We start from the raw sequence: 17,824 nt of genomic DNA on the forward strand, positions 1-17,824 counted from the left end.
CTCCCCCCCCTCCCTCCCCCCCAACTCCCCTCTTCCTCTCGCGGAAGACCCCCCCCCCCCCCCCTTCCTCCCCCCCCCCCCCCCCCGCCCCCCCCGCCCCCCCCCCCCCCCCCCCGCGGCGTCTCACTGTTCCTGGGTGATCCCGTCTTGACGGTCCCAAGCCCAACAGCGAATGTACCGGGCGTGCTGTCTTGAATCAGGTCGCAAGTGCCCGCGCCCGGTCCGGGGCGGCGCGCCCGCTGAAAGCCTGAAGCGCGGCCGCGGCGGCGCACGCGGTGCAGCCGAGACCCCAGAGCACGAGATAGGCGGTGCCGGAGGGAATGTCCGACGCACCGACGACCAGCGAGCCGAGGACGACGGAGGAGCACGCGCCCGCGATGCTGCCGCCCAGTGTCTTGAGGTTGTTGTAGACGGCGGTGCCGCTCGCGGCGCGGTCGTGGGCGCTGCCTTCGGCGATCACCGTGGGCAGGCCGCCCTGGGACAGGCCCATGCCGAAGCCCGCCACGGAGTAGGCCGCGATGAACAGGGGCAGATCGGTGCGGGTGAGGATCAGACCCGCGTAGCCGACAGCCGTCAGGATCGAAGCGAGCACCAGCATCCGGCGGTATCCGGTGCGGGCTCCGATGAACGGGACCAGAACGGAGGCGGCCATGCCGAGGACGCTGGGGATCACGCTCCACAGGCCGATCTGCAAGGTGGTCAGGCCGAAGCCGTAGCCGCCCTCGGCCGGGTCGGCGGCCAGGTAGGTGACGGCGACGGACTGCCCGGCGAGCAGGACCGCGCCGAGCACGAACCCGGCCGCGTAGTGCGGGGCGAGTACGCGCCGGGCCATCGCGCGGACGTCTACGAGGGCGTCCGGACGGGCGAGTTGGGTGCGCAGCCAGGCCCAGCCGAGCGCGGCCGTCAGCAGAAGCGCCCCGGACATGGGGAGTGAAGCCCAGCCCCAGGCCGTGGCGCGGGAGAGGGCACCGAGCAGGACGACAAGGGTGAGTCCCAGCAGGACGGCGCCCGCCCAGTCCATACGCCCCGGAGAGCGGTGGCCGGACTCCGGTACGGCGCACCAGGCCAGGACCGTGCAGAGCAGTGAGAGCACCGCCAGCGCCGCGAACGCCACGCGTACCCCGCCGAAGATCCCCAGCAGCGCACCCGAAAGGGCATGGCCGAGCAGGGAGCCCAGAGTCAGAGCCGCGACCAGCAGGCCGATCGCACGGCGCGCGCCCGGTGCGTCCAGCCTGCCGCGCACGAGGCCGATCTCCAGGGGCAGCAGGGAGGCGAGGGCTCCCATCAGGACGCGGCCGGCGAGCATCATCGGATAGCTGCCGGCGAGGGCGACCAGGAGAGTGCCGGCCGTGACGCACAGCAGCGCGATGCGCAGCACACGCCGGTGGCCGTAGAGGTCGCCGAGGCGCCCCAGGGCGGGCACGGTGACCGCCGCCGCGAGGTAATTCATGGTCATGAACCACTGGGCGTCGGCGGCGCCGACGTGCCACGTGTCCTGCACCGCGGGCAGCAGGGGTGCGTCCGCGCCTTGGACGAACCCGCTGAACAGCTCGAAGACGACCAGGACTCCGACGACGGCGCGGACGCGGACAGGAAGTTCCCCCGCCCCCGCTGACGTCGTCACGCGGCCGTCCCCGCGGACGTCCCCGTGTCCGCCAGACGGCGCTCGGCGAGCTCGGACAGCAGCGCCGCCTGCCGGTACAGCACGCGGTCGTCGAAGACCGCGCGCGGAGAGTGGTTCATCGGCGCGCCCTGCCAGTCGGCGCCCTCGGGTGCGGCACCCACCATCAGCATCGCGCCGGGGACACGCTTCAGGACGAGGGCGAAGTCCTCGGAGCCGTTGCTGGGCTGCGGGGACTCCCAGACCTCGCGCGGGTCGAACAGGTCGCGGGCGGCGGCGAGGGCGAAGGCGGTCTCGTCGGCGTCGTTGACGGTGACGGGGTAGTCGAACTTGTAGACGGCCTCCGCGTCCAGGCCGTGGGCGGCGGCGATGGAGGTCATCAGCCGTGGCAGTCCTTCGGCGAGCCGCTCCTGTGCGCTTTCGGAGTAGCTGCGCACGGTGGCCTCGAACTCGGCATGGTCCGGGATGACGTTGGACTTGGTGCCGGCGTGGAAGGTGCCGACGGTGACGACGACCGGGTCGAAGATGTTGAAGGTCCGCGTCACCCAGGTCTGCAGCGCCGTGACCATCTCGCAGGCGACCGGGATCGGATCCTTGGCGGTGGCAGGATCCGAGCCGTGGCCGCCCTTGCCCCGCACGGTCACGACCAGCCGGTCGGAGGCGGAGGTGATGGTGCCGGAACGGGTGATCACGACACCGCCGGGCACCCGGTTGGCCGCCACGTGCAGCGCGTACGCCGCGTCGAGCGGCCGGCCTGCCGCTTCCAGCACGCCCTCCTCGATCATCGTGCCGGCCCCGTCGTGGCCCTCCTCGCCGGGCTGGAACATGAACACCACGTCGCCGTGCAGGTGCTCGCGCCGCTCGGCCAGCAGTCTGGCCGCACCGACGAGCCCGGCCGTGTGCAGATCGTGCCCGCAGGCGTGCATCCGGCCGGGAACCCCGGAGGCGTACGCCAACCCGCTCTCCTCGGTGACGGGCAGGGCGTCCATGTCGCCGCGCAACAGGACCGCGCCGCCGGGCTTCTGGCCGCGCAGCACGGCGGTGACGGAGGTGAGTTTTTTGCCGAGGGTGATCTCCAGCGGGAGTCCGTCGAGGGCCGCGAGCACCTTCTCCTGGGTGCGCGGGAGATGGAGGCCCAGCTCCGGTTCCCGGTGCAGCGAGCGACGCAGTTGTACGAGCTCGGGCTGCAGTTCCTTGGCGCGTTCCACGACCGACATGCCGGATCGACCTCCTGGTGCTTCGTGACTGACTGGTACGGTCCGGGCGTACCGGGTTCAGATTGAAGCTCTGGCCGGTTGGCGGGCCAAAAGTGCAGGAAACATGTGGGGAGGTGCGAAGTGGCGCAGGATTCACGTCATTCTCTGGGTGATGTGGACCAGGCACTGGTGCACGCCCTCCAGGTCGCCCCGCGGGTGAGCTGGGCGCGGATCGGTGCCGCGCTCGGCCTGGACGCCGTGACGGTGGCCCGACGTTGGCAGCGGCTGACCGAGGCCGGTGCCGCCTGGATCAGCTGCCACCCCGCCCCCGCGCTGGCCGGCTCCGGGCAGGGGTGTCTGGCCTTCGTCGAGGTCGACTGCGCTCCCGGCCGCCTGTCCGACGTGGCGCGCGTGCTGGCCGCCGCACCGCATGTCGCGGCGCTGTCGCAGGTCAGCGGGGACCGTGACCTGCTGCTGAACGTCATGGCCCGCGACCTGGCCTCCCTCACCCGGTGGACGACCGGCGAACTCGCCGCGCTGGAGGGGGTACGGGCCGTCCGCACTCACCTGGCCGGGCGGGTCCATGCGGAGGCCAGCCGCTGGCGCCTGCGCGCCCTGAGCCGGGAACAGGTCGCGGTGCTCACTGCGGACGAGCCCGCACGTCGTACGGCCGCGCCCGCCTTCCCCCTCACCGCACTGGACCATCGGCTGATCACAGCCCTCTCCGTGGACGGCCGGGCCACCTACCGCGCGCTGGCCGAGCGGTGCGACGCGAACCCGGACACCGTCCGCCGTCACGTCCGGCGGCTCTTCGCGGCGGACCTGCTGCACGCCCGCTGCGAAGTGGCCCGCCCCCTGTCGGACTGGCCGGTCGGGGTGACCCTCTGGGGCCGTGTCCCGGCCGCGCGGCTGCAGGAGGTCGCCCAGCGGATCACCGGCATGCGCGAAGTACGTCTGTGCGCCAGCGTCATCAGCCGGCACAACCTGCATCTCGTCGCCTGGGTACGCTCCCTCGACGACGCGCAGCGCTTCGAGATCCGTCTTGCCGAACAGGCCCCGGACCTGAACGTCACCGACCGCGCGGTCGCCCTGGGGCCCATGAAACTCAGTGGCCATCTGCTGGACGAGGACGGCTACCGGGTCGGTGCGACACCGCTCGCGCTGTGGAAGGAAGCAGCGGTGTCGGGCCGCGCCTGACGCCGTCCGACTCAGCCGACGTACGCGGGTGACACCGCCGCCGTGCTGATCCGCCGGGGTTTTCCCGTCCCGTCGGCCGGGATCTCGTAGAGGTCCGCCCCGTAGTCGCCCGGCAGGGCGTAGACGATCGTGTGGTCGTCGCGCCAGACCGCCTGGTCGTCGACACTGCGGGCCTCGGCGAGGGGGGTTTCGCGCATCGTGCGGAGGTCGAGGACGTACAGGTGCCAGGGGGCGTCCTTGGGGAGGCCCTTCACGCGCTTCTTGAAGGCGATGCGGGTGCCGTCGGGGGAGAGGGACGGGCATTCGACGTTCGTGTGGAGGGTGGTGACCGTGCGGGTGCGGAGGTCGCCGCGGATCAGGTACGTCTTGCCCTTCGTCGCCAGGGTCGCGTAGAGGGTGCGGTCGTCGCTCGCGAACGTGACGCCCCAGAAGTTCACGTCCGCCGCGTGGTACGCCCTGCCGTCCTTCACGATGCGATACGCCTCCAGGGACGGCGTCAGTTTCCCCGTCCGGGTGTCCACGATGGCCGCACGGGTCGAGAAGTTCGTCCCCGCGTACGAGTCACCGCCCACGAAGGCCGTCCACGCGGCGTACCGGCCGCTGGGCGAGACGCGGGCGCGGGACGGGATGCCGGGAACGTCGTAGCGGGCCGTCTCGTGGAGGTGTGCGTCGAGGGTGACGGCCCGGTAGGTGTCCTGGACCGCGCCGTGCACCGCCTGGAGGCACACTCCGGTGCCCGAAGCCGCGTAGAAGCGCAGGCACTTGACCTTGGAGGCCGTGCGCGGGCCCGACGGGTCGGACGCAGGGACCGTCGTCAGCTCGTCGCGGTGCGGGCCCCACGCCATGTTGCGGAAGATCATGCGGCCGTTGTCGCCGGTCAGTGCGACGGTGCCCGCGGTGATCTTCGGGCCGCCCGGCTGGGTCTGGTTCCTGCGGTCCGCGCGGGCCGAGGCGTGCAGCACGGACGCCGTGGCCACGCCCGCCAGGACCACGAGCGCCGAGACCAGGACGAGGATGCGGGTACGGAGAGTCATGCGGGGCCTTCCGAGGGCGGTGCTGTCGGGCGGAGGCTCAGCGAGAACAGTGCGCAGCAGGCGAGCGCCACCGCCGAGGCGGTGAGCGCCGTACGGTCGCCCCACGCGGTCCAGGCCGCGCCGAAGCCGAGCGAGCAGACGAAACGGGCCAGCGCCTGCCCCGTCTGGACCAGCGCGAGCCCCGACGAGCGCAGCTCCTCCGGCACGCTGTCCGAGGCCGCGGCCATCAGCACACCGTCCGTCGCCGCGTAGAAGCCGCCGTGCAGGAGCAGGACGGCGTACGGCAGCGCTGTCCCGTGCCAGGACGTGAGCAGGAGGGCGTACGCGACGAGCAGGGCGCCGTGGCCGGCCAGGAACACCCGCCAGCGGCCGATCCTGTCCGCGAGCCGGCCGAGTGGGACGGCCAGGAGGAGGAACGCGGCCGCCGTGCCGAGGGGGAGCAGCGCGAACCAGCGGTCCGGTACGCCCAGGCGTCGCTGGAGGAGGAGGTAGATGAACGAGTCGCTGACCGTGGCCAGGCCGAGGAGGAGGGCGCAGACGGTGATACGGCGCAGGTCGCGGCGGTGCAGGAGGGCGAGGGCGGCGCGGAGGGTGGGACGGGGCGCGGCTTGCGCGGGGGTGCCTTCGGGCTTCGTACGGGAGTCGGGGGCGCCCTCGGACTTCGTACGCGAGCCGCCCGGCACGAACAGCACCAGGACCAGCACACCCACCACGGCCACACAGAAGCTCACCGTGAACACCGCGTCGTAGCCGTCGACCGTGGCCCGGAGGATCAGGAAGGCCACGAGAGGGCCGAACAGCGCGCCCGCCGTGTCCATGGCCCGGTGCACGCCGAAGGCACGGCCGCGGGTCTCCGGTGTGCTCGACAGCGAGATCAGCGCGTCGCGCGGGGCCGTGCGCAGGCCCTTGCCCGTGCGGTCCGCCGCCAGGATCAGCCCGATCGGAGTCAAAGAGTGCGCCAGCAGCAACAACGGCTTGCACACCGCCGACAGGCCGTAGCCGAAGCCGGCGACCCACTTGTGGCGGCCGCCGCCCCGGTCCGCGAGATGCCCGCCGACCAGCCGCACCAGCGCCGAGAAGCCGTTGTAGATCCCGTCGAGGAGCCCGAAGCCCAGCGGGGACAGGCCGAGGCCGGTCACCAGGTACAGGGGCAGCACCGCCGTCACCATCTCCGAGGAGACGTCGGTGATCAGACTGACCGTGCCGAGCGCCAGCACGGTGGGAGCGACCGCGGCACGGCGCCGCCCGGCACGGGGCCGGGCGGCGCCTTCCGCGGACGTGACCGCTGTCGTACTGGCGCGGCTGTCCGCCACGTACATCTCAGGACGTCCAGATGCCGGTGATGTCCTTGCCGGAGGCGGCGTTGCCCGCGTGCGGGAGGCCGTGCATGTCCTCCAGCGTCCGCAGCAGGTCGTAGTGGTTGTAGGTGGTGGTGGAGGAGGAGCCCGCGGTCACCTGCTGGCCGTAGAGAACGGTCGGGATGCGGTTGCCGGCGAGCCGGTTGTCCTCGTCGAAGGTGACGACGAGCAGGCTGTTGTGGGTCTTGGCCCAGGTCGCGTACGCGCTCAGGTTGTTGTTCAGCCAGGTGTCACCCGTGGCCACCGAGCAGTCGTGCATGTCGCTGCACAGGTTCGGGACCACGAAGGAGACCTGCGGGAGCGTCGTGTAGTCCGTCGGGAACTGCGCGAAGGTCTTGGCGCTCGACGTCGGTACGTTGCTGAAGCCGAACCACGGGTTGTGCTTGCGCGCGTAGTTGCCGCTGCTGCACGTCGTCGAACCCTGGCTGGGCAGCGTCTCGTTGTAGCTCGCCCACGTCTTCCCCGCGGCGATCAGCTCGGAGGCGAGGTTCGGGGCGGAGGAGAAGCCGGGCGTGTAGCAGCTGTCGTCCGTGATGCCCTGGGTGGCGCCGGAGAACAGGGCGAAGTAGTTGGGCTGGCTCGGGTGCGTCTCGGCGTACGACTGGGAGAGGTTGGCGCCGCCGGTCTTGAGCGAGTTGATGTACGGGGCGCTGGAGGAGCCGATCACCTGGCTGTACGCGTGGTTCTCGAAGACCACGACGACGACGTGGTCCGGGGTCGGGACCGCGGCCGCGGCATGCGCGGTGGACGAGCCGCCGAGCCCGGTCCACAGCCCTACCGCGGCTGCGGTGAAGGCGAGGGCGGACGCCACGACGGCACGACTGCGGCGGTACACGTTTCTGCCGGACACTTCAGACCTCCGGTGGGGGAGAGGACGTTGGCGGTGCGGACAGAGCATGCGCACGCCAACATTCCCTCGCCCCACGCCACCCAACCGGCGGGATGAAGAGCGGATGAACTACTGCCGCTGAGCGGCGAGCTCGCCGAGCAACTGGTGCAGAGGCTTCGTCGCCCGCTGCCGGTACTCCTGGATCGCCCATCCGTTCCCGTCGGGATCCTTGAAGTACATGAACGTGGCTCCGTCCTGTGGCGAGAACGCCACCGGCTCGCTGACGTCGAGGCCCCGGGCGGTCAGCTCCTCGTACGCCGCCTTCGCGTCGGCGACGCACAGCTGCATCCCGTGGTACGTCCCCGGCTTCGGCGTCCCCGTCGGGATCTGGAGGCCGTCGATCAGCGCGATGGAACAACCGGAGCCGGGCGGCGTCAGCTGCACGATCCTCACCCCCTCCATGACCTCACCGTCCAGATCGACGTGGAATCCGACCTTGTCCCGGTAGAACTCCTTGGCCCGGTCCACGTCGGAAACCGGCAGCAGGATCACTTCGAGGGTCATGTCCATGGAACGACTCCCTTGTCGTACGTCATGTCGGTCACGCCGTCCGTCGCCGTCGTACGTCACTCGAACCGCCGGCGCGTCCGGCTGAACGGCTCTCCCTTACCGAACCCGAAAGCGGTGCGCGGCGCCACGGAAAAGACAAGAGAGGGCCCTTCCTGCCAGACACCGAGGAGCGGTGTCACATGCGGCCGTCCGTCCAGCCGAACCGTCGACAGCCAGTAGAGCTCGGCCCCGGCCGGCCGGGTCACGGCCTGCGGCCCGGGGGTCGCGGTCGCCCCGGGGGTCCGTTCGCGGTGCCCGCCCCGGCGCTTCCCGCAAATTCTGCGGTTAGGCTCGGGCTCGTACGACCTTGATCCGACGGCTCGTACGAGGGTGATCCGACAGGAGGCCGAGGATGACGGCGCCGGGGCGCAGGAGCACTACCTTCTCGCGGCTGCTGCGGCACGGCTTCACCGATCCGTCGGCCGCCGAGCGGCTCCTGGAGAGCGCCGAGCTGGCGCCCATACGGTCCGACCCGGTGCTCCTGGACGCGCTGGGCGCGACCGCCGATCCGGATCTGGCGCTGCTCGGGCTCGTCCGGCTCGTCGAGGCGCAGAACGGTCACACGGACCGGCGGGAGCTGCTCGACACCCTGATCGCGGCGAAGCCGCTGCGGGACCGGCTGCTCGGCGTGCTCGGCGCCTCCGCCGCGCTCGCCGACCATCTCGCCCGGCACCCGAGCGACTGGCAGGCGCTCGTGACCTACGAGCCGCAGGACCTCCACCCCGGGGTGGAGGAGTTCGAGCGGGGGCTCGCCGAGGCGACCGACCCCGTCTCGCTGCGCGTCGCCTACCGCCGCTGCCTGCTGTCCATCGCCGCGCGCGACGTGTGCGGCACCACCGACCTCGCCCAGACCGCCGCCGAACTCGCCGACCTCGCCACCGCGACCCTGCGCGCCGCGCTCGCCATCGCCAAGGCCGCCGGGCCCGACGACGCCGCGCTGTGCCGGCTCGCGGTCATCGCGATGGGCAAGTGCGGGGGCCACGAGCTCAATTACGTGTCCGACGTCGATGTGATCTTCGTGGGGGAGGCCGCGGAGGGCGCCGACGAGGGCAAGGCCGTCCAGGCCGCCACCCGGCTCGCCTCGCACATGATGCGGATCTGCTCCGAGACGACCGTCGAGGGCACCATCTGGCCGGTCGACGCCAACCTGCGGCCGGAGGGCAGAAACGGTCCTCTCGTCCGGACACTCAGCAGCCATCTCGCCTACTACCAGCGCTGGGCCAAGACCTGGGAGTTCCAGGCACTGCTCAAGGCCCGGCCGGTGGCCGGGGACCTCGAACTCGGCGAGAAGTACGTCGCCACGCTCGCGCCCCTCGTCTGGCACGCCGCCGAGCGCGAGAACTTCGTCACCGACGTGCAGAAGATGCGGCGCAGGGTCGTCGAGAACATCCCCGCCGCCGAGATCGAGCGTGAGCTGAAGCTCGGTCCCGGGGGACTGCGTGACGTCGAATTCGCCGTGCAGCTGCTCCAGTTGGTGCACGGCCGGGCCGACACCTCGCTGCGCAGCGGGACCACGCTGGACGCGCTGAAGGCGCTGGCGGCGGGTGGGTACGTGGGGCGCGCCGACGCCGTGCAGCTCGATGCCGCGTACCGGTTTCTGCGGTCCATGGAGCACCGGATTCAGCTCTACCGGCTGCGGCGCACGCATCTTGTGCCCGAGGACGAGGCCGATCAGCGGCGTATCGGGCGGTCGCTCGGGCTGCGGTCCGACCCGGTCGCCGAGCTGAACCGTGAGTGGAAGCGGCACGCGGCCGTCGTACGGCGGCTGCACGAGAAGCTCTTCTACCGTCCACTGCTCGACGCCGTCGCCCAACTCGCCCCCGGCGAGGCCCGGTTGAGCCCCGTCGCGGCGCGGGAGCGGCTCGTCGCACTCGGGTACGCCGATCCGGCCGCGGCGCTGCGTCACCTGGAGGCGCTGGCCTCCGGAGTCACGCGCAAGGCCGCGATTCAACGGACCTTGCTGCCCGTGTTGTTGGGGTGGTTCGCGGATTCCGCCGACCCGGACGCGGGGCTGCTCAACTTCCGCAAGGTGTCCGACGCGCTGGGCAAGACCCCTTGGTATCTACGGCTGTTGAGGGACGAGGGTGCCGCGGCCGAGAACCTCGCGCGGGTGCTGTCCGCGGGGCGGCTCGCTCCCGACCTGCTGATGCGCGCCCCCGAGGCGGTGGCGCTGCTCGGCGACGGGGACGGTGGCGGGCTCGAACCACGCTCCCGTGCCCATCTGGAGCAGGAGATCCTCGCGGCGGTGCGGCGGGCCACCGGGGGCGAGCAGGCGGTCGCCGCCGCGCGTGGGGTGCGGCGGCGTGAGCTGTTCCGTACGGCGGCCACGGACATCGTCGGCTCGTACGGCACCGAGGAGACGCCGGCCCAGGCCGACCAGGGTGCGCTGGTCGACCTCGTGGGGAGCGCGGTCTCCGATCTGACGGCTGCGACGATCGCGGGCACGCTGCGGGCCGTGGTCCGGGACGAGTGGGGCGAGACCCTGCCCACCAAGTTCGCGGTCATCGGCATGGGGCGGTTCGGGGGGCACGAGCTGAGTTACGGGTCCGACGCGGACGTGCTGTTCGTGCATGAGCCGCGGGACGGTGTCGATGAGCAGGAGGCCTCTCGGGCCGCGAACACCGTGGTCTCCGAGATGCGGCGGCTGCTCCAGATCCCGAGTGCGGATCCGCCGTTGCTCATCGACGCGGATCTGCGGCCCGAGGGCAAGTCGGGGCCGCTCGTACGGACGCTGAACTCGTACGAGGCGTACTACCGGCGCTGGTCTCTGGTCTGGGAGTCCCAGGCGCTGCTGCGGGCCGAAATCGTGGCGGGGGACGAGGACTTGGGGCGCCGCTTCATCGAGCTGATCGATCCGCTGCGGTATCCGGCGGAGGGGCTCGGGGACGAGGCCGTGCGGGAGATCCGGCGGCTGAAGGCCCGGATGGAGTCGGAGCGGTTGCCGCGCGGCGCCGACCCCACGCTGCACACCAAGCTCGGGCGCGGGGGGCTGTCCGACGTCGAGTGGACCGTGCAGTTGCTCCAGCTGCAGAACGGGTGGGCGGAGCCGGGGTTGCGCACGACGCGCACCCGGGAGGCGCTCGCGGCCGCCTTCGCGGCGGAGCTCCTCTCCGGAGAGGACGCGGCGATCCTGGATGAGGCGTGGGTGCTTGCTTCGCGTGTGCGCAATGCCGTGATGCTGGTGCGGGGGCGGGCCGGGGACACGTTTCCGTCGGACGGGCGTGAACTTGCGGCTGTGGGGCGGTACTTGGGGTACGGGCCCGGTCACGTCGGGGACATGCTCGACGACTATCGGCGGACTACGCGGCGGGCTCGGGCCGTCGTGGAGGAGCTGTTCTACGGGGCGTGACGCCTCGCCGGCGGGGCGGCAGGGTGGGTCGTCACCCAGGCGTACAGGTCGAGTTGAAGCTGACCGACCCCGAGGATCCGCTCCCCGACGTGAAGGAAGGGCGCGCCGATCTGGCGATCGTCGTACGGACCGGTGAGCCCGGTCCCGAGGGCGTACGGCTGGTCCATCTGCTCGACGATCCGTACCGCGCCGTACTACCCAAGGGGTATCGGCTCGCGGGCAGGCGGACCCTCGATCTGGCCGACCTCGCGGACGAACCGTGGGTCGGCAGCGAGTGGCCCGGACCGTGTCTCGCCGCTCAGCTCGACGCCTGTGCCGCCGCCGGGTTCCGCCCCGAGTTCGTGGTGGAGAGCGAGGACTACGTCACCGCTCAGGGGTTCGTGGCCGCGGGGCTGGGCGTGAGTCTGATTCCCCGGCTCGGGCTGGGGGGACACCATCCTGATGTCGTCGTCCGGTGGGTCCGTGCGCCCGAGCCGCTGCGGGCGATCTACGCGGCCGTACGCGAGACGGCTCCCGCGCACCCCTGCACTGCGGGGGCTGCTGGACGCGCTCCGGGGCGCGGCCCGCCCGGGCTCGTAGCCGCTCACGCCGCCTGCAGGGCCCTCGCGTGCGCCAGGAACCCCTCCAGCGCCAGCTCGAACGCCCGGTCCGCCCGGCCCTCGCCCACCGCGTCCAGCGCCGCGGCGAGGCGGGGTGTCGTCGTGTCGTCCGGGAGTTCCCACATCGTCTCCGGGGCCGCCAGGTCCAGGGCCGAGCCGAGGACCAGGTTCTCCAGGGCGATGATCACGGGCATCACGTCGGGCAGGGCGAAGCCGGCGTCCAGGAGGAGGGTGACCGCGCGCTCGTACTGCTCCAGGACGCGTGGAGCCCGTACGGGTGAAGTCGTCAGGAGCGGGATCGCCCTGGGGTGGGCCGCGAAGGCCGCGCGGTAGGAGCGGGCCCAGGCGGCCAGGGCCGTATCCCAGGGGGTGAGGGAGAGGGTCGCGGTGTCGATGGCCGAGGCCACGCGTTCGCGCAGCAGCTCCACGATGCCGTCGCGGCCGTCCACATGGTGATACACCGAGCCGGTCTGCACGCCGAGCCGCTTGGCGATCTGCGGCACGCTGAACTCGCCCCGCTCATCGATCAGTTCGAGCGCCGTCCTGGCGATGCGCTCGAGGTCGAGGAGTGGTGTGCGCGGCCGTCCCATGATCTGTGCTCTCCCTGAGGTCTTCCCGGATGCCCAACGGGAGGTTACATTGCGGAAACCGAAAGCCTTTAGGTTTACGGATCCCGGGTGCCGCAGCAGCTCCGGGATCCCGGGTCGCCCCGCACGCCCCGGAACCCTCCCCGCCCCCGCCAGAAGGGCTTCCCTCGCATGCCCGTCACCACCTCCGGGACCTCCGAGGAGAGAACGCCGACCCCCACGGCGACCCTCCGCTCCGGCTCCCTCGGCACCGCCGACATCGCCTTCTTCGTCGTCTCGGCCGCCGCCCCGCTCACCGTCATGGCGGGCGTCGCCCCGCTCGCGATCCTGCTCGGCGGGATCGGCGCACCCGTCGGGTATCTGCTGGCAGGCGTCACGCTCGCCATATTCGCCATCGGGTTCACGACCATGAGCCGGCGCGTGCGCAGCGGCGGTGCCTTCTACGCGTACATCACCCGCGGCCTCGGCCGCCCGGTCGGCATCGCCGCCGCGCTGCTCGCTCTGCTCGGCTACAACGGCATGGAGATCGGCGTCTACGGGCTCCTCGGCACCGCCACCCAGGACACCGTGCACGCCCTCTTCGGGACCGAAGTCCCCTGGCTGCCGGTGTCCTTGGCCGGACTGCTCGTCATCGGCTACGGCGGTTACCGGTCCATCGACTTCGGCGCGAAACTCCTGGGCGTCCTGCTCGTCGCCGAGACCGGGATACTCGTCCTGCTCGCGGCCGGAGTGCTGGTCAAGGGCGGCGCGCACGGGCTGTCGGGTGCCTCCTTCACGCCCGGCAACGTGCTCGTCCCCGGCACCGCCGTCGTGCTCGCCTTCGCCTTCGCCGCGTTCACCGGGTTCGAGTCCACCGTCATCTACCGGCGGGAGGCGCGGGATCCGGAGCGCACGGTGCCGCGCGCCACGTACGTCGCCGTCGGATTCCTCGGTCTCTTCTACGCGTTCGTCGTCTGGGTCGTCATCCAGGCCTTCGGGGACGCGGAGGTGGTGCAGGCCGCGGCCAAGGACCCCGGCGGGCTCTTCTTCTCCGCCATCACGACGTACGTCGGCGGCTGGGCGGCCGACCTGATGCACATCTTCATCATCACCAGCGTCCTCGCCTCGCTGCTCGCCTTCCACAACGCCATCAACCGGTACGGGCTCGCCCTCGCCGAAGAGGGCGTACTGCCCCGGGCGCTGGGCCGAATCCACCCGCGCCACCGCTCCCCGTACGTCGCCGGAATCGCCCAGACCGTGCTCGGTGCCGTCGTCGTCCTCGCCTTCTGGGCGGCCGGTGCCGACCCCTACGGGCAGCTGCTGCTGTGGGTCAACACCCCAGGAATGATCGGCCTGTTCGCGCTCCAGCTGCTCGCCGCGATCGCCGTGCCCTGCTACTTCCGCCGGGTGAGCCACCAGGAGGGCGCGCTGCGGACCGTCGTCGCGCCGGTGGTGGCGACGGTACTGCTGGCCACGGCCATCGTGCTGGTCGTGACCCACATCGACCTGTTCACCGGTGCGTCCCCCACCGTGAACACCGTACTGATCCTCCTGGCACCCGCCGTCTTCGTCATCGGTCTCGCCCTCGCCTGGTGGCTGCGCCGCGAACGACCGCAGGTGTACGCGGACTTCGCCGCCGAGCCAGCCGAATAGACGTCCATTTCAAGGGAGTTACCCGTATGCCCACCGCCGAGCTGATCCTCACCGGCGCCAAGGTCCGCACCCTCGATGCCGAGAGGCCGTACGCCACCGCCGTCGCCGTACGCGACGGGCTGATCGCGGCGGTCGGTGACGAGGCCGACGTACGGGACTGGCGCGGGCCGGGGACCGAGGTCGTACCCCTGGAGGGGGCGCACCTGGTGCCCGGGCTCGTGGACGCGCACAGTCACCCCGTGTGGGGGCTGGAGATGGCCACCGGCGTCGACCTGTCCGCCGTACAGGATCTGGACGGGCTGCGGAGCGCGCTCAGGGACGCGTCCCGCATCGACGGGTGGGTCATCGGATTCGGCCTCGACCACAACGCCTTCGGCGGGCGGCCCCTGCACCGGTCCCTCGTCGAGGACGTACTCGGCGGCGCGCCCGCCTTCCTGCGCCTGTACGACGGTCACTCGGCCCTGGTCAGCGGGGCGGCGCTCGCTGTCGCGGGGGTGACCGGGCCGCGGGCCTTCGTCCAGCGGTCCGAAGTCGTCTGCGACGCCGACGGGCGGCCCACCGGGCATCTCGTCGAGCACGCCGCGATGGAGCTGGTCTCCGAGGTCATGCCCCGGCCCTCGTACGACGAGCGGCGGGCGCGGCTCGTCGAGCTGCTGTCCGCGATGGCGGCCACCGGGCTGACCGGGGCGCATGTGATGGACCTGGGCGATCTCGAGCTCCTCGAGTCGCTCGCCGCCCAGACCGTGCTGCCGGTACGGCTGCGGTTCGCGCCCTGGTGCATGCCGGGGGCGGACCGGGAGGCCCTGGACGAGCTCGTCGCCCTCCAGGGGCGCCGGGGGCGGCACTGGAGGGTCGGCGGGGTCAAGTTCTTCATGGACGGGACCGTGGAGGGCGGCACGGCCTGGCTGGAGCACGCCGACTGCCACGGGCAGGGCACGGAGGCGTTCTGGCCCGACCCCGCCGCGTACACCGCCGCCGTACGGCATCTGCACGCGGCCGGTGTCCGTACGGCCACGCACGCGATCGGGGACGCGGCCGTACGGCACGTTCTCGACACGGTGGAGGGGCTCGGGGCCGGAGGCCGCTTCGCGCACCGGATCGAACATGTCGAGACCGCGCCGGACGGCACGCTCGAGCGGTTCGCGCGGCTCGGGGTCGTCGCGTCCATGCAGCCGCCGCACACCGCGTACACGCGGGACGACCACGGCGACGAGTGGTCGCGGCGGCTGGGGCCCGAGCGGGCCGGGCGCGCCTGGCGCACCCGGGATCTGCGGGACGCCGGTGCGGTGGTCGCCCTGGGCTCGGACTGGCCGATCGCCCCCTACGACGTCCGCGGCGTCCTGACGACCGCGCGGGCGCCCCGGGGGGCGGCCTCGGCACGCGACGGGCTCACCGGGCTCCAGGCGCTGGAGGGCTGCACGACGCATGCGGCGCTGGCCGCGGGCGAGGCCGACGTGGCCGGGCGTATCGCTCCCGGGTTCCGGGCGGATCTGACCGCCTTCGGCCTGGATCCGGTGGCGGCACCCGCGGACGAACTCGCGGAGGCTCCCGTCCGGCTGACCGTGACCGGCGGCCACGTGGCCCATCGCGGGGCGTGACGTCGCTCGGCACCGCCCGATCGCGCCGTCGTGGATGAGCGCGCCGCGGCGGATGGAAGGGGGCCGCACCTGACGGTGCGGCCCCTTCCACGAAGTGCGCGTAGATCAACAGGCCCGGGCGCGATCACACGTCCGCAGGGCCCGCACGACGGCGGTGTCCGGCGGTGCCGAACCGGCCGTGACCCGTGAACCCGGCCGGGGAGGCCTCAGGCCTTCACCGGCAGCAAAGACGCCCCCCGCGTCCCTGGTACCCAGCGTGGCAGCGCGTACGGCAGGGTGCCGTACCAGACCCGCGCCACCGCGAACCCGAAGGTCAGGCACAGCATGCCGCCCACCGCGTCCAGCCAGAAGTGGTTGGCCGTGGAGACGATGACGATCAGGGTGGTCGCGGGGTAGAGCAGGCCGAGGATGCGGGCCCAGGGGGCCGAGGCCAGGGCGAAGATGGTCAGGCCGCACCACAGGGACCAGCCGATGTGCATGGAGGGCATCGCGGCGTACTGGTTGGACATGTGCTTCAGGTCGCCGGAGGCCATGGAGCCCCAGGTCTCGTGGACGAGGACCGTGTCGACGAAGTGGCCGCCGCTCATCAGGCGGGGCGGCGCCAGCGGGTAGAAGTAGTAGCCGAGCAGGGCGACCGCCGTGGTGGCGAAGAGAGCCAGCCGCGTCGCCGCGTAGCGGCCGGGGTGCGCGCGGTACAGCCACACCAGGACGCCCAGCGTCACCACGAAGTGCAGCGTGGCGTAGTAATAGTTCATGCCGATGATCAGCCATGTCACCGAGTTCACGGCGTGGTTGACCGACTCCTCGACGGCGATCCCGAGGCGGTGCTCCGTCTGCCAGATCCAGTCGGTGTTGCGGAGAGCCTGGCCGCGCTGCTCCGGCACGGCGTTCCGGATCAGCGAGTACGTCCAGTAACTGACCCCGATGAGGAGGATCTCGAACCAGAAGCGGGGGCGGCGCGGGGTACGCAACCGACGCACAACACTCTGCCCCGCCTTCTCCTCCGCGACGGGGTGTGGAGGGGCCTGCTCCTGGCCTTCCAGTGTCGTCACGGTCGTCTCACCCATAGGCACAGAGTCTGCCAGAAAAGCCTTCCCCCACCGATCATCCCTTGGTCGGGTCCTGGTCGCACGTTCTACACCGAGGGGAGTCCTGCAGGGACCGTACTCACTCCTCCTCAGGGACGATTCCGGTCCCCGGGGGCAGAAGCGGTCGAACCACGCACCACCAGCTCCGGCATGAACACGAACTCACTGTGCGGCGCAGGTGTTCCGCCGATCTCCTCCAGCAACGTCCGTACCGCCGCCTGCCCCATGGCGGGCACCGGCTTGCGAATCGTCGTGAGCGGTGGGTCGGTGAACGCGATGAGCGGGGAATCGTCGAAGCCGACGACCGAGATGTCCTTCGGGACCTCCAGGCCGCGCTGGCGCGCCGCGCGTATCGCGCCGAGCGCCATCATGTCGCTGGCGCAGACGACGGCCGTGCAGCCGCGGTCCATGAGAGCGGCGGCGGCGGCCTGACCGCCCTCCAGCGTGTACAGCGAGTGCTGGACCAGTCGCTCCTCGATGTCGGCGGGGGCCAGGCCCAACTGCTCCTGCATCGTTCGCACGAAGCCCTCGATCTTGCGCTGCACGGGCACGAACCGCTTGGGACCCAGGGCGAGTCCGATGTGGGTGTGCCCGAGCGAGACGAGGTGGGTGACGGCGAGAGCCATCGCCGCGCGGTCGTCGGGCGAGATGAACGGCGCCTGCACCTTCGGCGAGAAGCCGTCCACGAGGACAAAGGGGACACCCTGGGCGCGCAACTGCTCGTAGCGCTGCATGTCCGCGGAGGTGTCCGCGTGCAGCCCTGAGACGAAGATGATGCCCGCGACACCGCGGTCCACCAGCATCTCCGTCAGCTCGTCCTCGGTGGAGCCGCCCGGCGTCTGGGTCGCGAGGACCGGCGTATAGCCCTGCCGGGTCAGCGCCTGGCCGATGACCTGCGCCAGGGCCGGAAATATGGGGTTCTCGAGCTCGGGGGTTATCAGGCCCACCAGGCCCTCGCTGCGCTGCCGCAGACGTACGGGGCGCTCGTAGCCCAGGACGTCGAGCGCGGCCAGCACGGACTGGCGGGTGGTCGCGGCGACGCCCGGCTTCCCGTTCAGGACGCGGCTGACAGTCGCCTCGCTGACCCCCGCCTGGGCTGCGATGTCGGCAAGCCGTGTGGTCACAGG

At 71.8% G+C, this 17,824-nt stretch carries 13 protein-coding genes and 1 pseudogene; 5 read left to right on the forward strand and 9 right to left on the reverse strand.

The annotated features are described in order from the left end of the window. Positions 1-196: 196 nt before the first annotated feature. Together ACZ4WS_RS40630 and ACZ4WS_RS40635 are read right to left on the reverse strand one after the other, a co-directional pair. Entirely contained in the window at positions 197-1,624 is a 1,428-nt protein-coding gene (locus tag ACZ4WS_RS40630; protein WP_467988201.1) for an MFS transporter, read from the reverse strand. Then, positions 1,621-2,838: a M20 metallopeptidase family protein gene (locus tag ACZ4WS_RS40635; RefSeq protein WP_467988202.1), complete on the reverse strand. Its 1,218-nt coding sequence runs from the start codon at positions 2,836-2,838 to the stop codon at positions 1,621-1,623. The genes ACZ4WS_RS40630 and ACZ4WS_RS40635 overlap by 4 nt, the downstream gene beginning before the upstream one ends. Before the next feature lie 153 nt (positions 2,839-2,991). Between ACZ4WS_RS40635 and ACZ4WS_RS40640 the strand changes: the two genes are divergently transcribed. Next, positions 2,992-4,014 (forward strand): Lrp/AsnC family transcriptional regulator, encoded by a 1,023-nt coding sequence (locus tag ACZ4WS_RS40640; protein ID WP_467988204.1) that lies wholly within the window; start codon positions 2,992-2,994, stop codon positions 4,012-4,014. 11 nt (positions 4,015-4,025) lie between these two features. Here ACZ4WS_RS40640 and ACZ4WS_RS40645 read toward each other — a convergent pair whose 3' ends face one another. The 4 genes from ACZ4WS_RS40645 to ACZ4WS_RS40660 all read right to left on the reverse strand — a co-directional run bounded on the left by ACZ4WS_RS40645 (position 4,026) and on the right by ACZ4WS_RS40660 (position 7,805). Further along, entirely contained in the window at positions 4,026-5,048 is a 1,023-nt protein-coding gene (locus ACZ4WS_RS40645) for a TolB family protein (protein ID WP_467988205.1), read from the reverse strand. Then, the gene (locus ACZ4WS_RS40650) at positions 5,045-6,367 is read right to left on the reverse strand and encodes an MFS transporter (RefSeq protein WP_467988207.1); all 1,323 of its coding nucleotides are present in this window, start codon (positions 6,365-6,367) and stop codon (positions 5,045-5,047) included. Before ACZ4WS_RS40650 ends, ACZ4WS_RS40645 begins: the two co-directional genes overlap by 4 nt. A 1-nt stretch (position 6,368) precedes the next feature. Further along, complete coding sequence (locus tag ACZ4WS_RS40655; protein WP_467988208.1) at positions 6,369-7,256, reverse strand: alkaline phosphatase family protein; 888 nt, start codon at positions 7,254-7,256, stop codon at positions 6,369-6,371. Positions 7,257-7,364: 108 nt separating this feature from the next. After that, on the reverse strand, positions 7,365-7,805 hold the full coding sequence (locus tag ACZ4WS_RS40660) for a VOC family protein (protein ID WP_467988209.1): 441 nt from the start codon (positions 7,803-7,805) through the stop codon (positions 7,365-7,367). A 391-nt stretch (positions 7,806-8,196) separates the two neighbouring features. Here ACZ4WS_RS40660 and ACZ4WS_RS40665 point away from each other — a divergent pair, with 391 nt between their 5' ends. Then, positions 8,197-11,193 (forward strand): bifunctional [glutamine synthetase] adenylyltransferase/[glutamine synthetase]-adenylyl-L-tyrosine phosphorylase, encoded by a 2,997-nt coding sequence (locus ACZ4WS_RS40665; RefSeq protein WP_467988210.1) that lies wholly within the window; start codon positions 8,197-8,199, stop codon positions 11,191-11,193. After that, positions 11,112-11,772, forward strand: a pseudogene (locus ACZ4WS_RS40670) (LysR substrate-binding domain-containing protein); the annotation flags it as partial. The gene ACZ4WS_RS40665 and the pseudogene ACZ4WS_RS40670, both read left to right, overlap by 82 nt. Positions 11,773-11,776: 4 nt before the next feature. On the opposite strand, the gene ACZ4WS_RS40675 reads toward ACZ4WS_RS40670, so the two are convergent. Further along, complete coding sequence (locus ACZ4WS_RS40675) at positions 11,777-12,382, reverse strand: TetR/AcrR family transcriptional regulator C-terminal domain-containing protein (protein ID WP_467988211.1); 606 nt, start codon at positions 12,380-12,382, stop codon at positions 11,777-11,779. A 168-nt stretch (positions 12,383-12,550) separates the two neighbouring features. Here ACZ4WS_RS40675 and ACZ4WS_RS40680 point away from each other — a divergent pair, with 168 nt between their 5' ends. Further along, on the forward strand, positions 12,551-14,011 hold the full coding sequence (locus ACZ4WS_RS40680) for an APC family permease (protein ID WP_467988213.1): 1,461 nt from the start codon (positions 12,551-12,553) through the stop codon (positions 14,009-14,011). Positions 14,012-14,037: 26 nt separating this feature from the next. Next, positions 14,038-15,609 (forward strand): amidohydrolase, encoded by a 1,572-nt coding sequence (locus ACZ4WS_RS40685; protein ID WP_467988214.1) that lies wholly within the window; start codon positions 14,038-14,040, stop codon positions 15,607-15,609. A gap of 206 nt (positions 15,610-15,815) precedes the next feature. Here ACZ4WS_RS40685 and ACZ4WS_RS40690 read toward each other — a convergent pair whose 3' ends face one another. Both ACZ4WS_RS40690 and ACZ4WS_RS40695 read right to left on the reverse strand, forming a co-directional pair. Further along, complete coding sequence (locus tag ACZ4WS_RS40690) at positions 15,816-16,676, reverse strand: phosphatase PAP2 family protein (RefSeq protein WP_467988216.1); 861 nt, start codon at positions 16,674-16,676, stop codon at positions 15,816-15,818. 110 nt (positions 16,677-16,786) lie between these two features. Continuing rightward, positions 16,787-17,821: a LacI family DNA-binding transcriptional regulator gene (locus tag ACZ4WS_RS40695; protein WP_467988217.1), complete on the reverse strand. Its 1,035-nt coding sequence runs from the start codon at positions 17,819-17,821 to the stop codon at positions 16,787-16,789. Between the last annotated feature and the right edge of the window lie 3 nt (positions 17,822-17,824).

The organism is Streptomyces sp. NPDC029292, from assembly GCF_055569295.1.